The organism is Thalassolituus sp. UBA2590 (genome assembly GCF_002339775.1).
GTDB lineage: Bacteria > Pseudomonadota > Gammaproteobacteria > Pseudomonadales > Oceanobacteraceae > Thalassolituus.
In genome coordinates, this window is the sequence record NZ_DDKU01000070.1 from 1 (window position 1) to 24,222 (window position 24,222).

Here is a 24,222-nt window from a genome sequence, read left to right on the forward strand (position 1 = left end):
AAGCGCTATGCTGGCATCAATGCGAGTGATGACCGATTAGTATTTAAAGGCTTAGAAGCGGTGCGGAGCGACTGGACACCGTTGGCTCGTGAGTTCCAGAAAGAGTTATACCGTCGGGTGTTCTGTGGCGAGCCCTGGGGGCAGTGGCTAAAAAATCAGGTCGGTGAACTTTTTGATGGCAACGCAGATGACATGCTGATATATCGTAAGCGCTTGCGACGACCATTACCTCACTACCAGAAAAGCAGGCCGCCCCATGCGAAGGCCGCGGCGGTGATGGATCGTTGGCTGGAGACCCAGAAACGTCCCCCCAGATATCAGGACAGGGGAGGGTGGATCAGTTACGTCATGACAGTGAACGGGCCAGAGCCAGTAGAGGTGCGACAGTCGGCCATCGACTATGACCACTATCTGGAAAAACAACTTAAACCCATTGCTGACTCTATATTTCAGTTTACGGGTCATAACTTCGATCAGGAGGCTGGCCAGCAGCATCGGCTGTTCTGACCGGCAGAATACAGACAGGAAACAGTATGATCAGATGTATGCTTGAAGGCACGGACGGTTCGATACGTACCGGTGGCTCTGAATTATTAATCGAGTGGCAGCGCCATCGGGAAGGTCGGTTCTGGCTGGATATCCAGGAAGAAGATGTCCCCGGTGAGCGCAAATTACTAGAGAACCTGGGTCTGCATACTCTGGCAGTACAGGATGCTCAGCGTGATCGTCACCCGCCTAAACTCGAAGAGTTCGATGATTTCACTTTTGTACTGTATCGGGGCATTGCCAGCTTTAACTCGGAGTTGGTGCATGACTCGCAGAACATCGCATTTTTTGTCGGTGAGAATTTCCTTGTTACCCGTCACCCAAAACCTGCGGTCAGTATTGAAAAATTGTTTTCTGAACAGGGCTCAAAGTTACTTAAGCAAGGCCCGGGGTTTCTTGCTCTGCGAATTATGCATACGTCGGCGGGGCTGTATCTTGATGCGTTGCTTGAGTTCGAAGAGCGCCTGAGCGATATCGAAGATGCTCTGCTAGACGACGGTAATGACGACCTGATGCGTGAGCTGGTGACCTACCGTACTCGCCTGGTAAAACTGCGGCGCTTGTTTAATTATCACCGCAATATTACCGATGAATTGCGCAGTGATGAGTATCTGGCCCTGAATTATAAAGACGACCCGATGGGGCACGCGATCACAGACCTTCACGATCGTTTTGACCGTCTCTATACGCTTGCGGAAATTTTCTACAGCATCAGCGGTGATTTAATTGATGGTTATATTTCTATTGCTTCACATCAGCTGAACCGTACGATGCAGGTGCTCACAGTCATTACTGCGATATTTGTGCCTCTCGGCTTTCTGGCGGGCCTCTACGGGATGAACTTTGAATACATTCCCGAGCTTAAAATAGAAAATGGCTACTTTATTTTATTAGCGGCCATGGGCTCAATTGCTGTGGGGCTGCTGGCGCTGTTCCGTAAAATACGCTGGCTATAATAGTTGCTGAATGTGGGCTCTGGTAATCAGAGTCCACATTCAGCGGCATCTTCGGGAAGCAGGTGTTCGTACTGCTCATCGGTCAGGCTATAAAGGAAGCAGACCAGTCCTTCGATATCGTTTTCACTCAGTGCCGTACCCTGACGCAGTTCTGTAAAACTGATGTTCTCGCCGACTTCTGGTGCCGCCCAGGCAATCCCGGTTTCCGGGTTTATGCCGTTAGTTGAGTTTGTCAGGTGGCGGTCGTAAAAGCGGATGACGGTATCCAGCGACTGAAACACCCCATTGTGCATGTAGGGCGCCGTGACGCCGACGTTGCGTAACGTTGGTACCCGGAACTTCCCTTCAAGCCCACTTGTATCAGTCTCGTCTGAAACAGCGTCAATGGCAGCGAGGCCTGTATCGGTAAAGCCATCTTCGCTGCCGTTCGCTGTGCGGAGTTCGGTATTCACCGGGACGCCAATATTGTGAAATTCGTAATTGCTGAATGTCTCGCCACTATTGCCATTGGGGCGAAGCTGATGGCAGGTTGCGCAGTTGGTAAATTGCTGCGAGAAAAAGCGAGCTTTGCCCAGCGCTGCTTTGGACACTGGGCTGTATTGGTATTCGCCGCGGATGAATTTGTCGTATTTTGAATTGAAGGGCGACATCACGGGGCTGCGCTCAAAGGCAGCAATCGCCTGCGTCATCGCGCTGTAGGCTGCGTCCACATCATCAAAAATATTGGTGCCGTACAGTTCGGTAAAGGCTTCTTCGTAGCCGGTGTTTTCACGCAGACGCGCGACGACGGTCGCCTTGTCTGGCATGTTCATCTCGACAGGATTCAGAGGCGGGCCGCCGGCCTGATCTTCCAGTGTCGTTGCACGACCATCCCAGAACTGGCCACCTATGTAGCCCACATAGTCTGCCTGCGGGCTGTTAAAACGACGGTGCGTGCCGAAGCTGAACTCAGGGATACTGGCAGAGTAAAGTGCCGTTGGGGTATTTCTGTCACCGAGAGAAACGCCATCATCACCTAATGAGGCAGCGCGAACGTTGCCGCCGTCGTTGGTCGAAGGGTCTGTAAACGCATGGTCAGGATCATGGCAGGTCGCGCAGGACTGTGTGCGGTCCAGAGATAGGTTGGTATCGTGAAACAGGGATTCACCCAGGTCTATCGTCTTGCTCTCAAGGTCACTGGCTGAAGCGGAGTCTGAACCACCACTGCCGCCGCCACAGGCCGTCAGGCCTGCCGATAAGAAAACCGTCACAGCGAGCAGGCTGAGCTTCATATTCCACACCATGTACACACCATAAAAAAATACGACTATTCGGGTCAGTTGTTGAGCATAACGCGATAGTAGCAGATGATCGTGATTTAAATCATGACATTAGCTTACATTTGGTATTGAAAGTAATTCGCATTGAGTTTAATGTGACCTCACTTTTTAAGCCCTCAGTGGCTCTCTGATGATGGAGTAATATATGAAGCTTTCTCGACTGGCGATCGTTGTCGCAGCCGGATTCACACTGGCCGCCTGCGGTGGCAGTAATAGCAGCAGCACGGAAGATATCCTGAACCTCGAGAACGTAGGTAAGGTGCTTGAGACCAATGCCGATATCGCATACGCCGCGTATTCTGACTCTGTCACGACTGCTCAGGCGCTGAAAGCTGCGTTGGCTGATTTCCGTGCTAATCCAAGCGAAGCGAACCTGCAGGCAGCGAAGCGCGCCTGGCTGGTGGCGCGTGAGCCATATGGTCAGACTGAGGTTTACCGTTTCCGTAACAGCCCGATTGATTCTACCGATTACAGCAGTGAAGATGGCCCAGAAGGAGCGATTAATGCCTGGCCTCTGGGTGAAGCGCTGATTGATGATGTAATAGTTCTTGATTCAGAAATGAACATCAGCGCGGATTTTGGCACAAGCGAGATTGGCGTAACCGATAACGAAGTGTCAGGCACCAATGGCCGCGTTGGTGACGAAAACGTTACTGACGATGGAACACTCTACGAGATCACGGCCGAAGATTATGATGATTCTGACAATATTATTTCGCGCACGGATATTGAGATTAACACAGCACTTCTTGAGTTAAGCGCGACGGCTGAAGATGAGCATGATGTGATTTCCGGCTACCATGCGATTGAGTTCCTGCTCTGGGGCCAGGATCTCAACGATAACGGAGAGACTACTGACGGTACTGATCGTGGTGATGCAGTGAAAGTACTCGATGAGGAAGATGCCGATGAAGATAACTCTTTCTACGCGGCCGGCGGTGATCGCCCGATTGAAGAATTCCAGCCGAGCTACGATGCAGAAGCAGCATCTGGGAACGAAAATGTCGATGCAGCTTACGACTTTACTGTCGAATCTCACCGTCGCCACAAATTCCTCGAGGTTGCTGTTGATAAGCTGATCGCGGATCTCGAATCTGTACGTGATGGTTGGGCACCGGGTGCCACTTATCGTACTGCATTTACCACAGTCACTAACGAAGCTCAGGCGAAGCAGAAGCTGACTGAAATTCTGACGGGTATGGGTACCCTGTCTGAAGGTGAACTGGCGGGTGAGCGTATGCAGATCGCTTTCTCTGCGAACTCTCAGGAAGACGAACACTCGTGCTTTTCTGACAACACGCACCGTGATATCTGGCTGAACGCTGAAGGCGTTTCAAACAGCTACTACGGGAAATACGCCGGTTATGACAGCACACTGAACAGCGTTGATGACGTGACCACTAACGCAGTGAATGGTTATGGCATTGATGACTGGCTGAAAGATTCTGGCGAAGCTGAACTGGCGGCGGACATTGCCGTTGCTCTGTCGGCGACTGAAACTCAATACGTTGCCATTGATACCCAGGCACGTGCGGGCTCTCCATTCGATGTTCAGATCATGGAAGAGAATGCTGAAGTCAGTAGCGCTGTGGCTCAGGCCATTATCGCCCTGAACGCTCAGTCTGCACTGATCGCAGACATTGCTGAAAAAGCTGGCATCGACGGAGCTGTTATTGTCGACCCTGAAGCGTCGGCCTGTGATACCGAAGACCCAACTGCGAGCTGTGACGAGTAAGTCTGCCGTGGTTGATAAAAAGCCGGCGTTTCGCCGGCTTTTTGCGTTAGCAGCCGGTGTCTCAGGGCTCGTTTCTTTGGGCCTCTGCGGTGGTTGTGACAACAGCAAAACATTGCATCAACAGATTGCAACGGGTGGCGAATCAACTTATGTGACGAGTCACCTGACACGTTTTGACTTACCTGCACCGGCCCTCAATGACGCGCAGAAAGCGGACTTTTATGCGGGGCGTGCATTAGCGCACCAGCCATGGGTAAAAGCACCGACGAGTACGACGGCCCGTGATGGCCTTGGGCCATTGTTTAATGCCCGCAGTTGTCTGGGTTGCCATATTGAGGGTGGTCGGGGGACATTACCTGACGACAATAGCGAAGCTGTTTTTACCGCCTTTGTTCGTTTGAGTATTCCCGGTGAGGAACAGAAACTCGGTTCTGTGCCCGAGCCTGGTTATGGTCAGCAGATTCAGACACAGGCGACGGGATTGATGTCGCAGCTGGGCTTGCCCCCCGGTCCGGACGATCTTAAGCCTGAAGCTGATCTGAGAATTAACTGGCAGTACCACTCGCATACGTATCCAGATGGTCGTGTCGTAGAATTACGTGAACCCGAACTGGATTTACGCCAGCTGAGCTATGGGGAACTGCATCCTGATACTCTGTTCAGCCTGCGCCAGGCACCAGGGATGTTTGGTACCGGACTGATCGCGGCTATTAAGCAAGCCGATATTGATGCTCTTGCAGACCCCGCTGATGAGAATCGAGACGGTATTTCCGGCCGGGTGAATCAGGTCTGGAGTGTTTCTGAGCAGGCGACGGTTCCTGGTCGTTTCGGCTGGAAAGCGAACCGCCCGGACCTGGAAGTGACGGTTGCGGCAGCATTCGCTGATGATATCGGTATTTCGAATCCTTTATTTCCTGTGCAACCTTGCACATCTGTTCAGTCGTTATGCCAACAGCAGCCCAATGGAAATAACGCTGATGGCTTTGAAATTCCTGAAGACCTGTTACATCTGGTTGTCGAATTTCTCCGCCATACGGGGACACCGGCGGCTCGGCTGACAGAAGACCTTAATGCAGGTCAGGAAGCTTTTAATATCGCTGGCTGTCAGCAATGTCATCAACCCTCTTTTATTACTGCAGAGAACGCACCGGCCGCGCATCTGGCAAATCAACGCATCTGGCCATACAGCGATTTTCTTTTGCACGATATGGGGCCTTTGCTCGCTGATGAGCGACCAGACTTCCAGGCGACGGGCTCTGAGTGGCGAACGGCGCCTTTGTGGGGGATTGGGCTTCAGAAAACCGTGGGGGCAGACCTTTCACTACTGCACGACGGGCGAGCCCGTAGCGTTGAAGAAGCGATTCTTTGGCACGGTGGAGAAGCAGCTAAAGCGCGGGCTCTTTTTGAGGCTATGTCTGCAGATACCCGGCGACAACTGATCGCCTTTGTGGAGGCGCTCTGAATGGCGACGTCTGACATGATGACGAGAAGGCAGATCCTGAAATCAGGCGTGTTCGGCAGTACGGTTCTTTTACCTTTGCATGGCCTTGCTTTGGGTTATTCCTCTTCGGTGATGGAGAGTGAATATTGGGGCTCAGCAGTTCTATCTGAGGATCAGACCGGATTTGCTTCTGTATCCCGCAATCAAACGTCCGCCCTTGAGCAAACGGCATTTCGCGGTCACGGGGTGTGCCTGAATCCTACAGATAAAAATAGCCATTCGATACTGATGATGGCTCGCCGCCCGGGCAGTGAGGGAATTATTTTTGACCTAGCGACTGGCGAAGAATTATCGCGCTTTTACGCGCTCCCTGAACGTCAGTTTCAGGGCCACGCCTGTTACAGTGAAGATGGCTCAGAAATATACGTGACACAAACGATATTTTCTCCCGGCCACCCTGATCACGGCAAAGGCATGATCAGTGTTCGTGATGCCAGAAGCTTCGTTCAATTACGTGAGTTTGAAACGGGCGACCCCGAGCCCCATGAAGTGCTGCTGATGCCTGACGGAATACACCTTGTCGTTGCTAACGGTGGTCGTTTTCCGGGACAGGATGGGCGAAGTAACGACGCCACAGAGATGAGTTCGTCACTGGTGATCATCGACAGAACTACTGGAGAAATCAGTCAGCGCCACACCCTGACGGAGCTGAAAGCAAGCATCCGTCATCTTGCCATCAACAAGGAGGGCAGTGTGGTTGCCGCTTTGCAGGTGCAGCGTCAGGCGTTGACCGATAGCGATCCGCGGCCATTAGCCGCGGTGCTGACTCCCGAGGGAGATTTCAGTTACTTACCTGCCCCGGACAATCTGTGGTTGGGAGCCCATGACTATATGGGCAGCGTTGCGGTACATGCTTCGACGGATGTTGCCTGTATGACGACTCCGAAAGGGAATTTCGCTGTTTTCTGGCATGTGAGTTCGCAGACTTTACTGGGGTACTTTCAGATGCACGATGTGTGCGGTGTGTCCGTCAGCGAATTAAATGATTGTTTTGTGCTGAGTAATTCAGCGGGCGAATTGCGATTTATTGATCCCGTATCCCAACAAGAAAATACATCGTTGCGTCAGAGTTATTCAGATCTGCGTTTCGATAACCATTTATCTCAACCTGTGATAATCCGAAAAGGCTGACCAACTTTGAATAAGCCAGAAGCATTACCCAGCTGCGTCCCTAATGATGACGGATACCGTAAAAATAATGTCAGAATTGCAGTCGCGATATTACTGGCTGGAGCGCTCACAGCCTGTGGTGGTGAGCGTAAAAATGATCCGCTCATTCTGACTGATGACACGCTAAATACCGCACTGACACGCATTGTCGATGAGACAGTGATTCCTAATACAGAAGCTTTCGCTGTTGACGCTGATGCGCTGGTGTCTGCCACCGTTAGTTTTTGCGAAGACCCCGATATAGAAAGGCTCGAACAGGCTCAGACGGCCTGGCAACAAAGCAGTGTCAGCTGGTATCGCGTACTCCCGTTTCTGTTTGGACCGCCGGACGATAACCTGCTGACGCCAGGGTATCTGTATATTGATTCGTTGCGTCAGCGCGGTAATGACTACATCTCAACCGTGCGTACAGAAATCAATGAGTCAGCCTCTGGCAGTGAAACATTAAACGACGCGTACTTTGAGGGGCTGAGTTTTACTAAAGTAGGCCTGCTGGCCTTAGAAGTCGCTCTGTTTGAAGACGCCTCTGAAAGCACAACTGATTCAGACATCGTTGCCGGTTTTATTACAGAGCCCCGACGTTGTGACGTTCTGGAGGGGCTGGCCCGTTTGCAGGCGAACTATGCCAATGACTTTTACCAAGGCTGGATCAGTGACTATCAGAGCTCGGGTGAAGCTTACCGTGAGCGCTTTCTTCGTGGCGCGACGGATGATGGCTCGGCGCCACTGACTCTGCTTCTGACCAGTGCACAAGAACATCTTAACTATCTGAAGCAGAGAACAGTGGCTGATCAGGCTGGCCAGATATCCGGCACCAGTTGGGCACTGATGCAGGCAACAATGGAAGCGACTGAGGTCATTATTGAAGGTGGTGGTGATTCAGTTGTCACGCTTGCCTCTCTTATGCTGGCGGCCCAGGAAGAGTCCGCGTTACTGAGCGTGCGGGATAATTTTGAACGAGTCTACGAAGCGGTTATTGATCAGAGCAATCTCGATTTTTATACCGCAGCCGGACTATTGGATGGCAACTTTAAACGAGAAATTCCCGATGCCCTGGCCGTAGAACTGGGTATTAATTTCAGTGATGGCGATTAATAAATAGTGCCCTCAACAGGATCAGATACAGGACATACACAATGAAAACGAACACGAAAAAACACGGGCATTTTTGTAATCCGATGCTGGCAACGCTGTCGCTCGCTATTTGTTCACTCGCGGTTGGGAACGTATCGGCGCAGGAAGCAGCAGATGAGCCGGTCTCGCGCGCAGAGCTTGAACAGCGTATCTCTGAGCTTGAGTCTATGTTAAATGAGAGGCTGGGTGCGCTCGCGGATACTATGGATGAAAGCCTGGCTCAGGAGTCGACGAAGCAGGTTCACCTTGGCGGTTATGGCGAGCTGCACTACAACAATCTGAGTACCGACGACGAAGATAAGCGTCAGATTGATCTGCATCGACTGGTGCTGTTCGTAGGTTACGATTATTCAGACTCGATCCGCTTTGTTTCTGAGTTTGAAGTTGAGCACACTCTGGTCAGTGGTGGCAGTCAGTATGGTGCGGTAGAAATTGAGCAGGCCTATATCGAAATGGATGTTCTCAATGGCGCCCAGTTCCGTACCGGTGTTATGTTGATGCCGCTCGGTATTGTCAATGAAACACATGAGCCACCGACGTTTTACGGAACAGAGCGTCCGATTATCGAGACCACGGTTATTCCATCCACCTGGTACAGTGCGGGTATCTCACTGTCAGATACGCTCGATAACGGCCTGAGCTACGATGTCCTGATTACTGAAGGATTTAAAACCGAAGATCCGACCACCAACGACGCCGCAGATCCCTTTGATCTGAAAGCGGGCAAACAGAAGTCGTCGTATGCGTCGGTATTTGATCCTGCTATCACGGCTCGCTTACGTTACCGTGGTATTACGGGCCTCGAAGTTGCGGGTTATACCCAGTACCAGCCAGACCTTGATCAGAGTGCCGAGGAGTCCTATGCCGATTCTGCATTACTGTTGGGCGGTCACGTGATTTACACCCTTAAAGACACAACCTTTACGGCGCTGTATGCCCGTTGGGACCTTGCAGGCGATGCCGCCGAAGCAGCAGGCAAGTCCGAACAGTATGGCGGCTATGTTGAGGTCTCGCAGCGCTTAGGCGAAAAGTGGGGCGTTTTTGCTCGTCAGAGTAACTGGTCTCAGGAAGAAGACGATAACGCCGCTCAGACTGATTTTGGGGTGAATTATTATCCGCATCCTGACGTTGTATTTAAGGCGGATGTTCAGATGCAGAATGACGACGCTGAAAGCCGTGGTGATATTAATTCAGGCAGCGGTTTCAACCTTGGGATGGGTTATCAGTTCTGATAACTAAGGTTGCTAAGTTGAGCCTCTGCCTTGTTCTTTACTGGCAGAGGCAACCGCAGCTCGAGTCTGGATTTCAGCTCAGCTTTATCGGCTGTGTGAACAGAGTTCAACCACGCTTCTTCCTGAAGATGTTGATCTGCGCGGGTAATAATGACTTCGTCGGAGGCGATCAGTTCGGGCAGGACAACTTCGAGAAAATCGAGCGTTTCCGGGTAGGGGTGGCCAATTAAAATAGCGCTGCCTTTGCGTTCAGCGACTTTCATAGCGCGCTGAAACTGAGCAAAAAGGCCGTCAAGACTGCGGTCATTATCGAGAAAAACATCGCGTCGGTCTGTTGGTATTCCCGCTTGCAGAGCTTCACTCTCAGCCATGCTCAAGGGATTAGTGAGGCTGTCGATAAAATAGAGTCCACGCTGCCGTACCACCTTCATAATACTGTTCATAGCAGTCTGGTCGGCGGTAAGAACACTGCCCATGTGGTTATTCACGCCTTGCACATGGGGAATTGAGTCCAGACTTTCCGCCAGTGTTTGCTGCAGTTCTTCAGGTGTCATCTCTTGTGTCAGGGCGCCCGGCCCTAAAGCTGCTCCTGTGGCGTTAGCCATAGGGGCATGAAGCATGATCCCTTTATTATTTTCTGCGGCTATGCGAGCAAGACGCGCTGCATGTGGCGTGTGAGGGAGAAACGCCAGTGTCACCGGGCCAGGAAGTGCGACGGCACGGTCGCCTAACGGACCGTTATTACCAACGTCATCAATGATAATAATCAGTGTAGGAGTGGCGAGTGCCGGTGAGGCAATAAACGCGGTGAGAGTCAGTAAAAGCGCAGCTAGTGGCTTTTTAATGATGTTTCTCACCGCGCGGACCATCCTTATTCAGCAGTCGTACTGCTTTTGGTTTTTTTTGGGCTAAGGATGGTGACACCACGGAGCAATGTGTGTGCTTCATAGAGCTGAAAATCACGACGAATCAGGTCATCGCTTTTATTTTCTTTCTGGCTCTCTTTGCTGTTCTTTGAAGTGACTTCGCCGTCAGGGTTTTCAAGGTGCCCGGGTAAATCAGACTCTTTGTAGTACTGTTGTTCACTTGGCGTCACTTCGCTTTGTTCGACGACGATATCCGGCACGATACCCTGCGCCTGAATAGAGCGGCCGTCCGGTGTAAAGTAGCGGGCTGTGGTCAGTTTGACCGCAGCGGTCTCTGAGACTGGCAGAACCGTCTGAACGGAGCCTTTGCCGAACGATTGAGTTCCCACGATGACGGCACGGCTGTGATCCTGTAAAGCACCAGCGACAATTTCTGACGCTGAGGCAGAACCACCGTTAATTAGCACAACAATAGGGATGTCTGGCACTAGAGTGTCTTTGCGCGCTTCGTAGCGGACATCTGACATAGGCGAGCGCCCTTCGGTGTAGACGATCAGGCCTTCTGAAATAAAGGTATCGACGACAACAACTGCGGCCTGGAGTACTCCGCCCGGATTGTTACGCATATCCAGAATCAGGCCATTGAGGTCAGAATCGTTTTGCCAGGCGCGCAGCGCTTCCTGAAGTTCAATGCCGGTGTTTTCCTGAAATTGCGTCAGGCGGACATAGCCTATTTCGCCGTCGAGCATTTCGGTACGGACGCTGGCCACTTTGATTTCTGCGCGTTCAATCGTGAAACTGAGAAGTTCGGCTTCACCTTTGCGGCGTACTTCTAACGTAATCGGCGTACCGGGTTCGCCGCGCATGAGTTCAACGGCATCGCTCAGTGATAAGCCCATCACGGGCTCGCCATCGAGGCTGACGATCAGGTCGCCAGCGCGTATGCCTGCACGTTGTGCCGGGGTATCGTCGATCGGTGTAATGACACGAACCAGGCCGTTCTCCATGCCGACTTCAATACCAAGGCCGCCGAACTTGCCTGAGGTATTTTCCTGGAGGTCGGAGAAGTCTTCCTCCTGAAGGTAGGCGGAGTGCGGATCGAGAGAATTGAGCATGCCTTTAATGGCATTGTTGAAAAGCGTCTTGTCATCGATCTCTTCAACGTACGAGCTGCGGATGCGTTCGAATATTTCGGTGAACGTGCGAAGATCCTGAAGGGGCAGTTCCTGCTGGATTTGCGGGCTGCTTTCAATCGCCGACTGATCCTCTGTGATATCTACTGCGGTCTCTTCAGCGATACCTGATAACGGCATAACGATGACTGCACTGGCAATCAAGGGGCGGAGCAGATGTTTCCTTAGCATGTTCACTCGCTCTGTATAACGTGCCGCAAGCATGGCACAAAACTGTCTGGCTGTTAAGAATGGCCTGTTCAGAGGCGTTTTTCTTCTTAATCTGGTCGTTTTATCCGCGCTTCAGCCAGGCCGCCGGGTCTTGCGGTTGACCTTTATGACGAATCTCAAAGTAGAGGGCGGCGCTCTGTTGTCCGCCGCTTTTCCCGGCGGTCGCAATAATTTCACCACCATTTACCCAGCTGCCAACGTCCCTGAGCAGGGTCTGATTGTGAGCATAAAGGCTGAGGTAGCCATCGCCGTGGTCAAGAATTAACAGCAGACCAAAGCCCCGGAGCCATTCAGAAAATACAACCCGGCCATGATGTATCGCGCGGATGTCTGCGCCTTCCCGTGTGCCTATCTTCCAGCCTTCCCAACGTGCATTGGGGCCATTGCGGTTGCCAAATGCAGCGAGCACAGGGCCGGCAAGTGGTCGGGGGAGCTTGCCGCGCATCTTACGGAACGGCACTTCATCGTTATGTCGCGGGCTGTTACTGACCAGTGTTTCAACTTCGGCCAGCAGGGATTCGAGGCGTTTTCGGTCAGCTTCGCGCTGTTTCAGACGTTCACTTTCGCTGCTCATCTGGCGATCAAGCTTAGCGAGCAGGGTCTGTTGCTCTGCGCGGCGCGTCTCGAGTTGTTTGTTTTCCCGCGTCAGGCGCGCATCACTCTCGCGTAACTGAGCTTCCTGCTCTGCGATCAGGACTTCGAGATTATCCAACCGGTTCAGTTCGGCGATGGTGTTACTGAGGTTTTCAAGGCGGGCACGGTTGAAATAACCGAAATAGCGGGTCATTCGTTGGTTCTGGGCTGGATCGTCCTGAGCGAGCCAGAAGCGTATGGCTGCCTCATCACCCATCTGTCGGGCAAGGCGTATCTGTTCACTTAATAGTTTCTGATGGCGGTTACGGAGCTGACGAACCTGGGCCTGCTCCGCCTGAAGCTTTTTTAGGCGAATCTGCTCCTCACGCAAACGAGCGCGGGTAGCTTCTATCTCTTTGATCTGCGCGGCAATTTCCTGATCGGATTTGCGCAGGCGTTGTTGCAGCTCATCATGCTCTTCACGGGCATCGGTGAGCCAGCTTTGCAGCTTTTTGATTTCGGCTTTGATCTGATCCAGACGTGCCTGATCATCAGCCTGAGCGGTCAGGCTGATGATCAGAGTAAGGACTACAACAACAGAACGTAGCATGAGGTCTTCAGTTTGGATTACTTGGTCAGTAGCGAAACACCGGTCATTTCAGCCGGTTGCTCAACGCCCATAATGTCCAGCAGGGTAGGTGATACGTCACACAGGCGTCCGGTGTTCAGTCCGCCTTCTGTGCGGTTGTGGACGTGAATCAGGTTCACTGGTCCGGTGGTGTGCTGAGTCATCGCCTGACCATTTTCATCCAGCATTTGCTCAGCATTGCCGTGGTCGGCAGTAATCAGACATTCGCCACCTACTTCCAGAATCGCGTCAGTTACTTTCTGCAAGCAGTCATCAATGCATTCCGCGGCTTTAACAGCAGCGTCGTAGACACCGGTGTGACCGACCATGTCGCCGTTTGCATAGTTACAGACGATCAGGTCGTAACCCCCATTTTTAATGGCGTCGACCAGTTTTTCGGTGACTTCCGGTGCGCTCATTTCAGGTTGCAGGTCGTAAGTGGCAACATCTGGTGACTTCACCAGAATGCGGGTTTCGCCGTCGTACTCCTGCTCGCGACCGCCTGAGAAGAAGAAGGTCACGTGGGCGTATTTTTCTGTTTCAGCAATACGCAGTTGCTTCATGCCTTTGTCGGAAACGTATTCGCCAATGCCATTGACCAGTTTTTCCGGCGGAAAAGCACAGTTGGCTGGAATGTCAGCGGCGTACTCCGTCATCATGACGTAGTCGCAAAGAGTAGGGCGAGCCTGGCGCTCAAAGCCTTTGAATTCGTCGCCTTCGACGAATGCACGGGTGATTTCACGGGCGCGGTCAGGGCGGAAGTTGAAGCAGATGATGGCATCGCCGTCTTCTACTTTGCCCGGCTGGTCGCCAATCACAGTGGCTTTAACAAATTCGTCGTTCTCGTCACGTTCGTAGGCGGCCTTCAACGCATCAACACCTGTTGGTGCGGAAAACTCAGCCTGACCGAGTGTCATCGCATTGTAGCCTTGCTCGACCCGATCCCAGCGGTTATCGCGGTCCATCGAATAGAAACGGCCAATGACCGTTGCAATCGAGGCATTACCAAGTGTCGCACAATGCGCTTCAATTTTACTGAGCGACGGCTCGGCTGAGCGAGGTGGCATATCGCGGCCGTCGAGAATCGCGTGAATGCAGACCTTGCCGACACCTTTCTCTTTGGCCATATCGAGCAGGGCAATCAGGTGATCTTCATGACTGTGAACACCGCCCGGTGATAACAGACCAAGCAGATGCACGGCCTTGCCTGTCTCTGCCGCTTTGTCCATCGCCGCTGCGAGAGCTGCGTTATTGGTCAGCTCGCCATCGCGGATGGTTTTGTTGATGCGAGTGTAGTTCTGATACACGATGCGACCAGCACCGAGGTTCATGTGACCAACTTCAGAGTTACCCATCTGGCCATCCGGCAGACCAACGGCTTCGCCTGACGTCTGAATCAGAGCATTCGGGTACTCATTCAGAAGGCGATCCCAGGTTGGGGTGTTGGCATTGGCAATGGCGTTGTTCGCGGTTTCTTCGCGGTAGCCCCAGCCATCAAGAATAATCAGGGCGGTCGGTTTTGGTCGCGTGGTCATGTCCGTACACTCAGAATTACAGCAAAACGGCAGTATACCTTACCCCCGTGCGACACTGAACAAAGCGTCCGCGAATAATTGTCATATACAGGAATGACAATGCGTCGGCGGTGGAGGCATAGCGCCAGTGACGGTATACTCCGGCCTCCATATTGAAAGACAGTAGACAGGCTAATGGATCAGTACATTGAATTTGTCGTAAATCACTGGTGGCTGGTAGGTATCTGGGCAGCGTTTCTGATCGCTTTGCTCTGGGATAATAACCGCCGCAACGGGCAGACTGTGTCCACCGCTGAAGCGACGACTATGATCAACCGCCAGAACGCATTGGTTCTGGACATCCGCGACAAGGCTGACTTCAAAGCAGGTCACCTTGTGAACGCGGTCAACATTCCGTATGCAAGCCTTGCTCAGCGCATGAATGAGTTGGATAAAGAACGCGAGCGTCCGATTGTACTGGTGTGCAAAACAGGCCAGACCGTCAGCATGGCGGGTAAAATGCTGCGTGAAAAAGGCTTCAACGCTGTACGTATGAAAGGCGGCATGATGGAATGGAACAGCCAGAATCTGCCAGTCGTTAAGAATTAAATCTGATAAGGAACCAACCAATGGCCGAAAATAAAGAACAGGCGCAGTTCGCTCTTCAGCGTATCTACACCAAAGACGTGTCATTCGAAGCACCTAACTCTCCAGTGGCATTTACCAAGCCGTGGAAGCCTGAAGTAAAGCTCGATCTGAACACCAATGGTCGCAAAGTCGATGAACAGCACTACGAAGTTACTGTAAAAGTGACTGTGACTGCAAAGAACGACGGCGACACCGCGTTTCTGGTTGAACTGGTACAGTGTGGCCTCTTCGTTGTGGCGAATATTCCAGAACAGCAGATGGGTCCGATGCTGGGTGCTATGTGCCCTAATATTCTGTTCCCGTATCTGCGCGAAAACGTCGATAACCTGGTTGTCAAAGGCGGTTTCCCTGCGCTGATGCTGGCGCCGATCAACTTTGACGCCCTGTATCAGCAGCGTGTTAAAGAAGCACAGGCCCAGCAGGCTGGCGAACAGCCAACGCATTAATAATGCTGCTTCAACAAAAACGCCCCGAAGATCGGGGCGTTTTTGTTTCTGTAAGGCTCACACCTCTGGCTTATTGCCCACCCTCATAACCAAGCTGGCGCCAGGCCTCATAGACCATGACTGCAACGGCATTCGACAGGTTCATACTGCGGCTGTGTGACAGCATGGGGAGGCGCAGCCAGTCTTTTTCTGGAATCGTCAGCCTGACATCTTCCGGCAGGCCTCGGGTTTCTGGCCCGAACATCAGGTAATCACCTGCGCTGAAGGCGACATCGGAATGACGTGTCTTGCCCTTCGTCGTCAGAGCGAAGAGGCGTTGTGGCTGTTCGCAATCAACAAATGCTTCGTAGTCTTTGTGTATCTTCACGCTGGCCCACTCGCTGTAGTCCAGGCCGGCCCGACGCAACGCCTTCTCTTCCATATCAAAGCCCAGGGGTTCAATCAGGTGCAGATGACAGCCTGTATTAGCGCACAAGCGAATGATATTGCCCGTATTGGGTGGAATCTCTGGCTCGAAAAGAACGATATGAAACACGCTGGATATCCGGAAGTAGGGGTGGTGCACTCGACGCACTAAAATAGAAATCTTATTGCTTTGGGCCACTTTCTGGGTCGGCTCGGGGTCATTATAGTCAGGCGTGTCGTCTCAGACCATCGCTTTTCCCACCATGGTCTACACTCAGATTCAGTAAGTTGAATTTGTGTGAGGGTTGCCATGCAGCTGCCGTGGCTGAAACAACGTCGAACCGCGCAGGGATGTCTGGGAATAGAGATCAATCATGGTCGTGCCTGGGCAGTACACCGCACTCAGCGTGGGGTCGTCTCCAGCTATATTGCAGAGGCTGATGAGTCAGGCTTTGCTGAATTGTCCGAATGGATCGAAGCTCAGGGGTTAGCAGGTTCGCCGACCGTGGTCTGCATGGATAGCGAACGCTATGACTTGCAGCTAGTGGATGCACCCCCAGTTGCACCGGAAGAGCTGACAGATGCGCTGAGCTTTCGTATCGACGAGCTGGTCGGAGCGCCTGCCGCCGATAAGGTGTTGCAGGCATTTCCTCTTCCCGGCGATGCGTATCGTGGGCGAATGAGCATGGCGTTTGCCGCGATTACCGACAGGGCATATCTGCAGGAGATCGTTGAATTCTGCCGTGACAGCAATCTGCAGTTAGAGCAGATCATTATCAACGAGTTGGCGGTTCTGAATCTTCTGGCAAGTATTGAGCCCGAGGACAGCGTCGCTGTCGTGCGCCTCGAAGGTAATAGCGGTGTCATTTATCTCTACCGTGACGGAGCACTCTACTTCACTCGTCAGATTTCTCTGGGAACCGACGATCTGGGCCTCAGTTCGCTTAATGTCGAAGAGGGTGGGTTGAGTATGCAGCCAAACAGCCGCATTGATGTGCTTGCCCTTGAGCTGCAACGCTCGATGGACTATTTCGAAAGTCAGTTGGGGCTGGGTGCAGTTTCTCAGTTGTGGATGCTGAAGTCTGATCTTGTCGATGTAACCGATGCCTTGGGCGAACTTGAGGAGCGTGTGAATACGCCCGTCCGCCTGATGTCGCTGGAAAGCTCCTTTAACCGTCAGGAAGATGACCGCCCACTCACGGCGTCTCTGGCCGTTGCACTCGGAGGGGCGCTTAGCTATGAGCTGGGAAATTAAACAACGGGTCAATTTCTATCTGGACGAGTTTCAGCCTCCTAAGATCCCTGATGATCTGAAGATGATTCTGATTGGTGCTGGCTTGCATGTTGGTATTGCGGTCGTTGTTCTTCTCGGTCTGGTGATCAACTGGTACTGGCAGGGGCACCGACTGGAAGGCATGCAGGAGCGTCAGGCCATTGTTGAGCAGCAGGTTGCCAATATTGAAAGTGAGCGTCCGCCGCTCAAATTGGATGATGCTCTCGTCGCCCAGCGTGCCAAACTCCGCGAAGATCTTGAAAGCAGTCAGCGAATTCTGCGCTATCTGACTCAACAGGAACTCGACAGCAGCACGTCATTCACCACCATGGTGAAAGAGTTAGGGGATCAGGATGTCCGAGGAGTCTGGCTCAAGAGTTTCGCCTTCTACGACGAGGGGCGTCACATCAATATCTCAGGCTTTACCGATGATCCGGCGAAAATCTCTCGTTACGTTTCTGACCTTCTTAAGCGCAGCGGTTTTTCTGAACAGGCATTCCGTTTTGTTGACGTCCGTAAACAGGAAAATAGCCGTTGGTTGACGTTCAAGCTGGATACCCGTCCACGTGAAAAAGAAAAGCCGGCGGAGCCTCGTAATGCGGCGCTGACGTCTGCCGAGTTGATGCGTCGTGCACGGGAGGATGTCCTGTGAAGATAATCTGGTGGAAAGACCCTCGTATTGTCTCAGGGCTGGAAAAGTATCGTGACTTGAGTGCCCGAGAGAGAAAGCTCGTACTGATCACAGCGCATGTCGTCATTGCGGCTGTCGTTCTGTTTTTTATCGCAGCTCCCATCTGGACGACGGCGCTGAATGAGCGCCAGCAAGCGAACGAACTTGAGTCTAACGCTTTGCGCCTGGAGGCTCATTTGCAGCGTTTGCGCAGTACGCCAGTGCTTGACCCGAATGATGCCGTACGCGATGACATAGAAAAAGTTCTGGGCCAGAAAGCCGTTGTAGATGAGCGTATTCAGAGTCTTACCGATACCCTGGTCGCCCCTGAAAATATGCCGTCGGTACTGGAATCGATGATGACTCAGGACACCCGACTCAAGCTGGTCAGTCTCGAGAATAGTGAGGGCGAGAGCATCGCGCTCGGCTCTGAATTCAGTGACGTCGACCTTTATCGCCATGGCATGAAAATTCGCATGTCCGCTGACTACCCGTCGCTGATGAGTTATCTGCAACGTCTGGACTCGATGCCATGGAAACTCTACTGGCAGTCGCTTGACTACACGGTTGAAAACTACCCCAGCGGTGAGCTTTATCTTGAAGTCTTTACCCTCAGTACCCGTGAGGAGATTCTCAGTGATTAGATCAGTCGTTATGGCGCTTTGCCTGAGCGGACTTTTCCTGAATGCGATGGCGGCCAGTGATCCGATGAAGCCGCCACAGTTCGCTCCTGCAGCGGTTGAGCAATCAGCGGTAAAGAGAACAAGCTTTACGCTACAACAGATAAAAATGAGTCAGAACGGAGCGTCTGCGGTAATTAACGGCAACTTAGTGAAAGAGGGCGATATCGTTTCCGGTGCCCGGGTTGTGAAAATTACATCAGACAAAGTTGTTCTGAAATACAGGCAGAAACTTAAAACACTGTCTTTACTTAGTAATACGAAACATTCTGGTAAGTAGGATGCAGACTGTGAAAATATTTAGAAATACAAGGTTCGATCGAGCTGCTGTGATTGTTGCCAGCCTGCTTATGGCGTCATGCGCGACGACCTATACGCAGAAGCAGACAGATCAGAAAGCAGAGCGACCAGCTGCACCAAAGAAATTACTCGAAGCAGATGCTCCTATGCTGGCTGGCCTGGACCCGAAAAGCCTGATGCCAGAAATCGCCTTGCCAGAAAAAGCTGAAGAGCGTTTTGATGTCACTGCCAATCAGGTGCCTGCACCGGCATTCTTCAACAGCCTGGTCGAAGGCACTGGTATGAATATGGTTGTTCATCCGGATGTCAGCGGCAAAATCTCTTTAAACCTTAAAGACGTAACTGTCCGTGAAGCCCTGATGGCTGTTCGTGATATTTACGGGTACGACTTTAATGAATCTGGATATGGTGTGCAGATTCTTCCTAAGGCTGCGCAAACCCGCATATTTCCGATTAACTACCTTAATGTCATGCGTTCAGGCCGTTCGGGTATGAAGGTCAGTAGTGGTATGACCAGTTCTGACGCAGAGAACAGCGGAGCAGCGACCTCTGTGTTCGGCGAGTACGACGGTAATCAGACTAATTCCTCAGAAGTAGAGACACTGACCGGCTCTGAATTCTGGAAAGACCTGCGTTCGACACTGTCTCTTATGATGGCTTCAGAGGAAGGTGCCTCCGTCGTCGTTGACGCACATGCCGGTCTTGTTATCGCTCGTGCAATGCCTGGAACACTGACTCAGGTTCAGAAATACCTGGAGCAGGCTGAGTTGACTGTCCAGAAGCAAGTTCTGATCGAAGCAAAAATAGTAGAAGTCACACTCAGTGACGGTTACCAGAGCGGTATTAACTGGAATACGATTGCGGCGCAGACGGGTAAGAATGACGTCTGGGCAACACAGACCTCAGCCGCTTTAAATGACCCGAATGAATTGGCTGGTATTTTCAGTCTCAATATTGATGCAGGCAACTTTGCCGGTGCCCTGAGCCTTCTGGAAACACAAGGTGATGTGGAGGTACTTTCAAGTCCACGTATCGCCACCGTCAATAATCAGAAAGCAGTGATCAAAGTCGGTAACGACGAATATTTTGTTACCGATGTGACCAGAACAACGACGGCAACGGTAACAGGCACCTCGGATACTCCTAAAATTGAGCTGACGCCATTTTTCTCGGGTATTGCTCTCGATGTGACCCCACAGATTGGTGATGACGAAGACATTACCCTGCACGTTCATCCGAGCGTGACAGAAGTCGAGGAAAAACAGAAACGTATCCAGCTGAACGATGATGAATATTCGTTGCCGGTCGCAGCCAGTACCGTTCGCGAGACAGATTCTATTGTTCGTGCCCGCTCAGGCCAGATCGTTGTTATTGGCGGACTGATGCAGAACAAGTCAAACGATGTTGTGCACAAGGTACCGGTACTGGGAGATATTCCTGTGCTGGGTGCATTGTTCCGTCAGACGCGCCGCGAGACAGTCCAGAGTGAACTGGTCATTCTTATTCAGCCCCGAATTATCGGTACACAGTTACCTGCGGAGCGTATAGAGCAGCTCAACAGCCGTTACTCTCGCGTGTTATTGCCGGAGTGGTGAGATGGATGTTACTGAGATCAAGCAAGCTTGCGAGTCACATTATGGACTGAGTGACACCCCTTTCTCTTTGACGCCGGATACCGGATTTTACGTCGGCCTTGAGTCTCATGACGAAGCATTTGAAGCCGTTCAGTATGCACTGGCTGGCGGTGAAGGTTTTATCAAAGTCACTGGAGAAGTCGGCACTGGAAAAACATTGTTGTGTCGGCGTCTTCTGAATCACCTTGAATCAGTTAACAGTGATACTGCTTATATTCCTAATCCGACGCTATCTCCCACAGCACTTTGGCTGGCAATCGGAGATGAACTCGGATTATCTGGCCACTCTAGACTGAGCCAGCTGAGGGCGGATATTCAGCGTTATCTTCTTAATATCGCTCAGGAAGGACGGCGCCTGGTCCTGGTCATTGACGAAGCCCAGTGTTTGCCAGCAGAAACGCTGGAGGCATTAAGACTCATTTCCAACCTCGAAACAGAGCGTCAGAAACTGGTCCAGATCGTTCTCTTCGGTCAGCCTGAATTAGACGATATCCTGAGTGAGCAACGCTTCCGGCAACTGCGCCAGCGCATCACCACGTCCGCTCATATTGAAGCGTTACGTACGCCTGAGAGTGTCAGTCATTACCTGAATCACCGACTGGTCTGCGCAGGCTACCGTGGTGAGCCGTTGTTTACACGGGGGGCCGTTCGATTTTTATGGATCAGCAGCGGTGGTACACCGAGGCTGGTCAATGTTCTGGCCGCCAAATGCTTGCTGGTGGCCTTCGGTCAGGGCAGTAAGGCCATCCATGCTCAGCATGTAGAAAAGGCGGCAGCAGACACTGAAAGTATTCAACAACCGATCGCATGGCGTGAACGTCTGAAACTCGTTATCGGGCTATAAGGAGCGAACTATGAGTCTTATACATCAGGTTCTGAAAGATCTCGATGGTCAGCGAGAAGTCACACCCGGAGAAATTATTGGCTATGCCGATCACGAGAACAACCATCGTGTGATGATATGGCCTGCACTTGTGATCTCTATTCTTGCTGCTGTGTTTGTATTGTATTTCAGTCAGTATTTTGAGTCTGATCCGTCTGTAATTAATCGCAGTTCTATACCTGTTATTCCTGTAACGGGAACGAATCCAGCCGTTGTTCCCGTCATTGCTGAAGTGTCTGGCCCAGCAGAGATGCCTTTCAGCGACACAGGCAGAGAGACGCAGCAAATGCAGCAACCCGAAACAATTACGTTGGCCATTGCACCAGAACCTGAAGTGGCAGGTAATTCAGTATTTCTTGAAGAGGTAGCCGCTCAGGAACAGTCGCCACCTGCCGCGGTCGTCCAACCTGCTGAAGCCAGATCAGAGGCTCCAGCTTCAATTCCCGAAGCTCTGGTGGTCGACGAGCCTGAAGCAGCATCCGTGCAAGTCTCCGCCATAGAAGCCCACTCCACAGAAGCCTCCATTGCAAAAGACGCTAACGCAGCAAGTGCGAGTGTGACACGACGTCTGGACCCAGAAAACTTCTATATCCGGGCTGTGACCTACTATCGCAATGGAGACTGGCAACGGGCACTGTCTCAGTTGGATGAGGCGATCAAGCTGGGAACCGCGATTGAGTATCCCGCACTGCAGGCCCGTATTTATCTGGAGCAGGGGATGCGTGATGAGTTTATTGCTGCGTCCGAAAAATACGCCACGAATCAGAGTCGCACCTGGCTCAGTACGATTGCACCGGGCCTGCATATGTTTGGGCAGTATCAGGCGGCCGCAGAATACTACTCGCGCCTGATACAACAGGAGCCGCGTAATACACAGTGGGCTATTGCCCGTACTCAGGCACAAATAGACGCTGGCGCAACCGCCGCAGCACAACAAAGCCTTGAGTTCCTCACCGAAAATTACCCTCTGAGTAAACCACAGCAAGACTGGGTGAAATATCAGCAAGGGCTGCTGGAGTAAAACATGGAAGCAAGATTACGTCGTAAAGTTCGTGTCGGCGATCTGCTACTTGAGAAGCAGTTAATCGATCAGAAACAGTTGCAGATGGCGCTGGTAGAGCAGAAGCGCACCGGAAAAAAATTGGGTAAAGCGATTACGGATCTCGGTTTTGTCTCAGAGGTTAAATTGCTTTCTATTCTTTCTGATTACTTTGGTTATCCATTTATCGATCTGTCGCGTTTTCGTCTCGATAATGCGCTGATACAGCAGTTGCCTGAAACTCAGGCCCGTCGATATCGCTGCCTGCTATTGTCAGAAGAGCCGGGCGGAATGATGGTCGGTATGGCCGATCCGACTGATCTGATGGTTATTGATGATCTCCAGAAAATTCTTAAAAAGCCCGTTCTGCCAGCGTTTGTTCAGGAAGATGAGCTGCTCTCTATTCTCGATAATGTCTATCGTCGTCAGGAGCAGATGGCTTCCATTGCGGGTGAACTGGCGGGTGAATTACAGAGCAGCGACTTCGATATCAATGCCATTGTTTCAAGCTCTGATACGTCAGAGGCTCCTGTCGTACGTTTGTTGCAGAGCCTGTTTGAAGATGCCGTACAGGTAAAAGCATCGGACGTGCATATTGAACCGGAAGAGAGTCAGCTGCGAATTCGTCTGCGTGTCGATGGTGAGCTGCAAGAGCAGATCATGAAAGAGAAACGCGTTGCCTCGGCACTGGTTTCGCGTCTGAAAATTATGTCGGGCCTGGATATTTCAGAAAAACGTTTACCGCAGGACGGTCGTTTTAACATCCGCGTACGCAATAAGAATATCGACGTACGTCTGTCGACTATGCCGGTGCAGTTTGGTGAGTCGGTGGTTATGCGTCTGCTTGATCAGAGTGGCGGTATTCTGAGTATGGCATCACTGGGTATGCGGGATCAGATCCGTAAGCGCTTTGAATATCTGATTACTCGTCCTCATGGATTGATCCTTGTCACCGGCCCGACGGGTTCAGGTAAAACAACAACGCTTTATGCGGCACTGACTCAGCTGAATCAGGCTGAAAAGAAAATCATCACCGCCGAAGATCCTATTGAGTACAGACTTCCGCGAATTAACCAGGTCCAGGTAAATACCAAAGTGGGTCTCGAATTTTCGACCGTACTTCGTGCGGCTCTGCGTCAGGACCCGGATATCGTTCTGATTGGTGAGATGCGTGACCATGAGACGGCAGAGATCGGCTTACGAGCTGCAATGACAGGTCACATGGTGCTGTCGACGTTGCACACCAACGATGCCCAGTCAGCAGCGGCACGCCTGATGGATATGGGCGTTGATAGCTATCTGGTTGCTTCGTCACTGAGAGCTGTTCTGGCACAGCGTCTTATTAAAAAGCTGTGCCCTCATTGCACTCAGAATTACGAGCCCGATGATCAGGAAAAAGCCTGGTTAGAAACTATGGAACCTGGCAGCTCAACACGTCAGTTCCTGAACGGAAGAGGTTGCCATCACTGCAACAATACCGGCTATCAGGGGCGTGTCGGTATTTACGAGTTACTGGAACTCGATGCCAACATGATAGGTGCATTGCGTAAGGGGGATTCTCAAGGGTTCTCTGAGGCAGCGTTGAAATCTCCGTATTTCCGCCCGTTAGCAATGTCTGCACTGGACTTTGCGACAGAGGGTGTGACCTCCCTTGATGAAGTCTTCCG

Annotated in this window: 23 protein-coding genes; 17 read left to right on the forward strand and 6 right to left on the reverse strand. The window is 51.8% G+C overall.

All coding sequences use genetic code 11. The features are described 5' to 3' along the window. Window positions 1–507 (forward strand): DNA polymerase domain-containing protein (locus B2067_RS06575; protein ID WP_301387862.1); only part of this gene is annotated, 507 nt, incomplete at its 5' end. A gap of 26 nt (window positions 508–533) precedes the next feature. Continuing rightward, a complete protein-coding gene (locus B2067_RS06580) occupies window positions 534–1,502 on the forward strand; it encodes a magnesium transporter CorA family protein (protein ID WP_068439307.1) in 969 nt (322 codons plus the stop codon). Window positions 1,503–1,528: 26 nt separating this feature from the next. On the opposite strand, the gene B2067_RS06585 is transcribed toward B2067_RS06580, so the two are convergent. Continuing rightward, window positions 1,529–2,773 carry a cytochrome-c peroxidase gene (locus tag B2067_RS06585; RefSeq protein ID WP_301387863.1) on the reverse strand — a complete coding sequence of 415 codons (1,245 nt, stop codon included), beginning with the start codon at window positions 2,771–2,773 and terminating at the stop codon, window positions 1,529–1,531. A 193-nt stretch (window positions 2,774–2,966) separates the two neighbouring features. On the opposite strand from B2067_RS06585, the gene B2067_RS06590 reads away from it, so the two are divergent. From B2067_RS06590 to B2067_RS06610, 5 genes are read left to right on the forward strand one after another with little or no spacing between them, the layout of a single operon-like run. After that, window positions 2,967–4,556, forward strand: coding sequence for an imelysin family protein (locus tag B2067_RS06590; protein WP_301387864.1), 1,590 nt, complete (start codon window positions 2,967–2,969; stop codon window positions 4,554–4,556). Beyond that, a complete protein-coding gene (locus B2067_RS06595) occupies window positions 4,546–6,018 on the forward strand; it encodes a di-heme oxidoredictase family protein (protein ID WP_297533835.1) in 1,473 nt (490 codons plus the stop codon). Before B2067_RS06590 ends, B2067_RS06595 begins: the two co-directional genes overlap by 11 nt. Beyond that, window positions 6,019–7,188: a DUF1513 domain-containing protein gene (locus tag B2067_RS06600; protein WP_068439312.1), complete on the forward strand. Its 1,170-nt coding sequence runs from the start codon at window positions 6,019–6,021 to the stop codon at window positions 7,186–7,188. It begins immediately after the preceding gene. Window positions 7,189–7,194: 6 nt separating this feature from the next. Continuing rightward, window positions 7,195–8,322, forward strand: coding sequence for an imelysin family protein (locus tag B2067_RS06605; protein ID WP_301387866.1), 1,128 nt, complete (start codon window positions 7,195–7,197; stop codon window positions 8,320–8,322). A gap of 41 nt (window positions 8,323–8,363) precedes the next feature. Further along, window positions 8,364–9,593 carry a hypothetical protein gene (locus B2067_RS06610; RefSeq protein WP_301378183.1) on the forward strand — a complete coding sequence of 410 codons (1,230 nt, stop codon included), beginning with the start codon at window positions 8,364–8,366 and terminating at the stop codon, window positions 9,591–9,593. Here the strand turns inward: B2067_RS06610 and B2067_RS06615 are convergent. The 4 genes from B2067_RS06615 to gpmI form a co-directional block, all read right to left on the reverse strand. After that, entirely contained in the window at window positions 9,584–10,450 is an 867-nt protein-coding gene (locus B2067_RS06615; protein WP_301387867.1) for a divergent polysaccharide deacetylase family protein, read from the reverse strand. The two genes, B2067_RS06610 and B2067_RS06615, sit on opposite strands and share 10 nt — an antisense overlap. A 14-nt stretch (window positions 10,451–10,464) precedes the next feature. Beyond that, window positions 10,465–11,823, reverse strand: a complete 1,359-nt coding sequence (locus B2067_RS06620) for a S41 family peptidase (protein WP_301378185.1) — start codon at window positions 11,821–11,823, stop codon at window positions 10,465–10,467. 100 nt (window positions 11,824–11,923) lie between these two features. Next, a complete protein-coding gene (locus B2067_RS06625) occupies window positions 11,924–13,045 on the reverse strand; it encodes a murein hydrolase activator EnvC family protein (RefSeq protein WP_301387868.1) in 1,122 nt (373 codons plus the stop codon). Window positions 13,046–13,062: 17 nt separating this feature from the next. Then, complete coding sequence (gene gpmI / locus B2067_RS06630) at window positions 13,063–14,598, reverse strand: 2,3-bisphosphoglycerate-independent phosphoglycerate mutase (RefSeq protein ID WP_301387869.1); 1,536 nt, start codon at window positions 14,596–14,598, stop codon at window positions 13,063–13,065. 174 nt (window positions 14,599–14,772) lie between these two features. On the opposite strand from gpmI, the gene B2067_RS06635 reads away from it, so the two are divergent. Both B2067_RS06635 and secB read left to right on the forward strand, forming a co-directional pair. Then, a complete protein-coding gene (locus B2067_RS06635) occupies window positions 14,773–15,186 on the forward strand; it encodes a rhodanese-like domain-containing protein (protein ID WP_068439323.1) in 414 nt (137 codons plus the stop codon). A gap of 20 nt (window positions 15,187–15,206) precedes the next feature. After that, window positions 15,207–15,671, forward strand: coding sequence for a protein-export chaperone SecB (gene secB / locus B2067_RS06640; protein ID WP_068439325.1), 465 nt, complete (start codon window positions 15,207–15,209; stop codon window positions 15,669–15,671). Window positions 15,672–15,741: 70 nt separating this feature from the next. Here secB and trmL read toward each other — a convergent pair whose 3' ends face one another. Next, window positions 15,742–16,206 (reverse strand): tRNA (uridine(34)/cytosine(34)/5-carboxymethylaminomethyluridine(34)-2'-O)-methyltransferase TrmL, encoded by a 465-nt coding sequence (trmL, locus tag B2067_RS06645; protein ID WP_068439327.1) that lies wholly within the window; start codon window positions 16,204–16,206, stop codon window positions 15,742–15,744. A gap of 180 nt (window positions 16,207–16,386) precedes the next feature. On the opposite strand from trmL, the gene B2067_RS06650 reads away from it, so the two are divergent. The 8 genes from B2067_RS06650 to B2067_RS06685 form a co-directional block, all read left to right on the forward strand. Next, entirely contained in the window at window positions 16,387–17,331 is a 945-nt protein-coding gene (locus B2067_RS06650; RefSeq protein WP_068439329.1) for a hypothetical protein, read from the forward strand. After that, window positions 17,315–18,001 (forward strand): hypothetical protein, encoded by a 687-nt coding sequence (locus tag B2067_RS06655; protein WP_301387870.1) that lies wholly within the window; start codon window positions 17,315–17,317, stop codon window positions 17,999–18,001. The genes B2067_RS06650 and B2067_RS06655 overlap by 17 nt, the downstream gene beginning before the upstream one ends. After that, entirely contained in the window at window positions 17,998–18,663 is a 666-nt protein-coding gene (locus tag B2067_RS06660; protein WP_301387872.1) for a hypothetical protein, read from the forward strand. Before B2067_RS06655 ends, B2067_RS06660 begins: the two co-directional genes overlap by 4 nt. Further along, window positions 18,656–18,979, forward strand: a complete 324-nt coding sequence (locus B2067_RS06665; RefSeq protein WP_301387874.1) for a hypothetical protein — start codon at window positions 18,656–18,658, stop codon at window positions 18,977–18,979. Before B2067_RS06660 ends, B2067_RS06665 begins: the two co-directional genes overlap by 8 nt. Window positions 18,980–18,989: 10 nt before the next feature. Beyond that, window positions 18,990–20,594, forward strand: a complete 1,605-nt coding sequence (gene mshL / locus B2067_RS06670; RefSeq protein ID WP_301387875.1) for a pilus (MSHA type) biogenesis protein MshL — start codon at window positions 18,990–18,992, stop codon at window positions 20,592–20,594. A 1-nt stretch (window position 20,595) separates the two neighbouring features. Then, window positions 20,596–21,477, forward strand: a complete 882-nt coding sequence (locus tag B2067_RS06675) for an ExeA family protein (RefSeq protein WP_068439336.1) — start codon at window positions 20,596–20,598, stop codon at window positions 21,475–21,477. Between the two features lie 10 nt (window positions 21,478–21,487). After that, window positions 21,488–22,537: a tetratricopeptide repeat protein gene (locus tag B2067_RS06680; RefSeq protein ID WP_301387877.1), complete on the forward strand. Its 1,050-nt coding sequence runs from the start codon at window positions 21,488–21,490 to the stop codon at window positions 22,535–22,537. A 3-nt stretch (window positions 22,538–22,540) separates the two neighbouring features. Next, a partial coding sequence (locus tag B2067_RS06685; protein WP_301387878.1) for a GspE/PulE family protein occupies window positions 22,541–24,222 on the forward strand: 1,682 nt, incomplete at its 3' end.

Coding starts and splice junctions, on each gene's coding strand:
- B2067_RS06590 (WP_301387864.1), top strand. CDS start 2,967: ATGAAGCTTTCTCGACTGGCGATCGTTGTCGCAGCCGGATTCACACTG.
- B2067_RS06620 (WP_301378185.1), bottom strand. CDS start 11,823: ATGCTAAGGAAACATCTGCTCCGCCCCTTGATTGCCAGTGCAGTCATC.
- B2067_RS06655 (WP_301387870.1), top strand. CDS start 17,315: ATGAGCTGGGAAATTAAACAACGGGTCAATTTCTATCTGGACGAGTTT.
- B2067_RS06680 (WP_301387877.1), top strand. CDS start 21,488: ATGAGTCTTATACATCAGGTTCTGAAAGATCTCGATGGTCAGCGAGAA.
- B2067_RS06625 (WP_301387868.1), bottom strand. CDS start 13,045: ATGCTACGTTCTGTTGTTGTAGTCCTTACTCTGATCATCAGCCTGACC.
- B2067_RS06585 (WP_301387863.1), bottom strand. CDS start 2,773: ATGAAGCTCAGCCTGCTCGCTGTGACGGTTTTCTTATCGGCAGGCCTG.
- B2067_RS06635 (WP_068439323.1), top strand. CDS start 14,773: ATGGATCAGTACATTGAATTTGTCGTAAATCACTGGTGGCTGGTAGGT.
- B2067_RS06600 (WP_068439312.1), top strand. CDS start 6,019: ATGGCGACGTCTGACATGATGACGAGAAGGCAGATCCTGAAATCAGGC.
- secB (WP_068439325.1), top strand. CDS start 15,207: ATGGCCGAAAATAAAGAACAGGCGCAGTTCGCTCTTCAGCGTATCTAC.
- B2067_RS06580 (WP_068439307.1), top strand. CDS start 534: ATGATCAGATGTATGCTTGAAGGCACGGACGGTTCGATACGTACCGGT.
- B2067_RS06610 (WP_301378183.1), top strand. CDS start 8,364: ATGAAAACGAACACGAAAAAACACGGGCATTTTTGTAATCCGATGCTG.
- B2067_RS06650 (WP_068439329.1), top strand. CDS start 16,387: ATGCAGCTGCCGTGGCTGAAACAACGTCGAACCGCGCAGGGATGTCTG.
- gpmI (WP_301387869.1), bottom strand. CDS start 14,598: ATGACCACGCGACCAAAACCGACCGCCCTGATTATTCTTGATGGCTGG.
- B2067_RS06675 (WP_068439336.1), top strand. CDS start 20,596: ATGGATGTTACTGAGATCAAGCAAGCTTGCGAGTCACATTATGGACTG.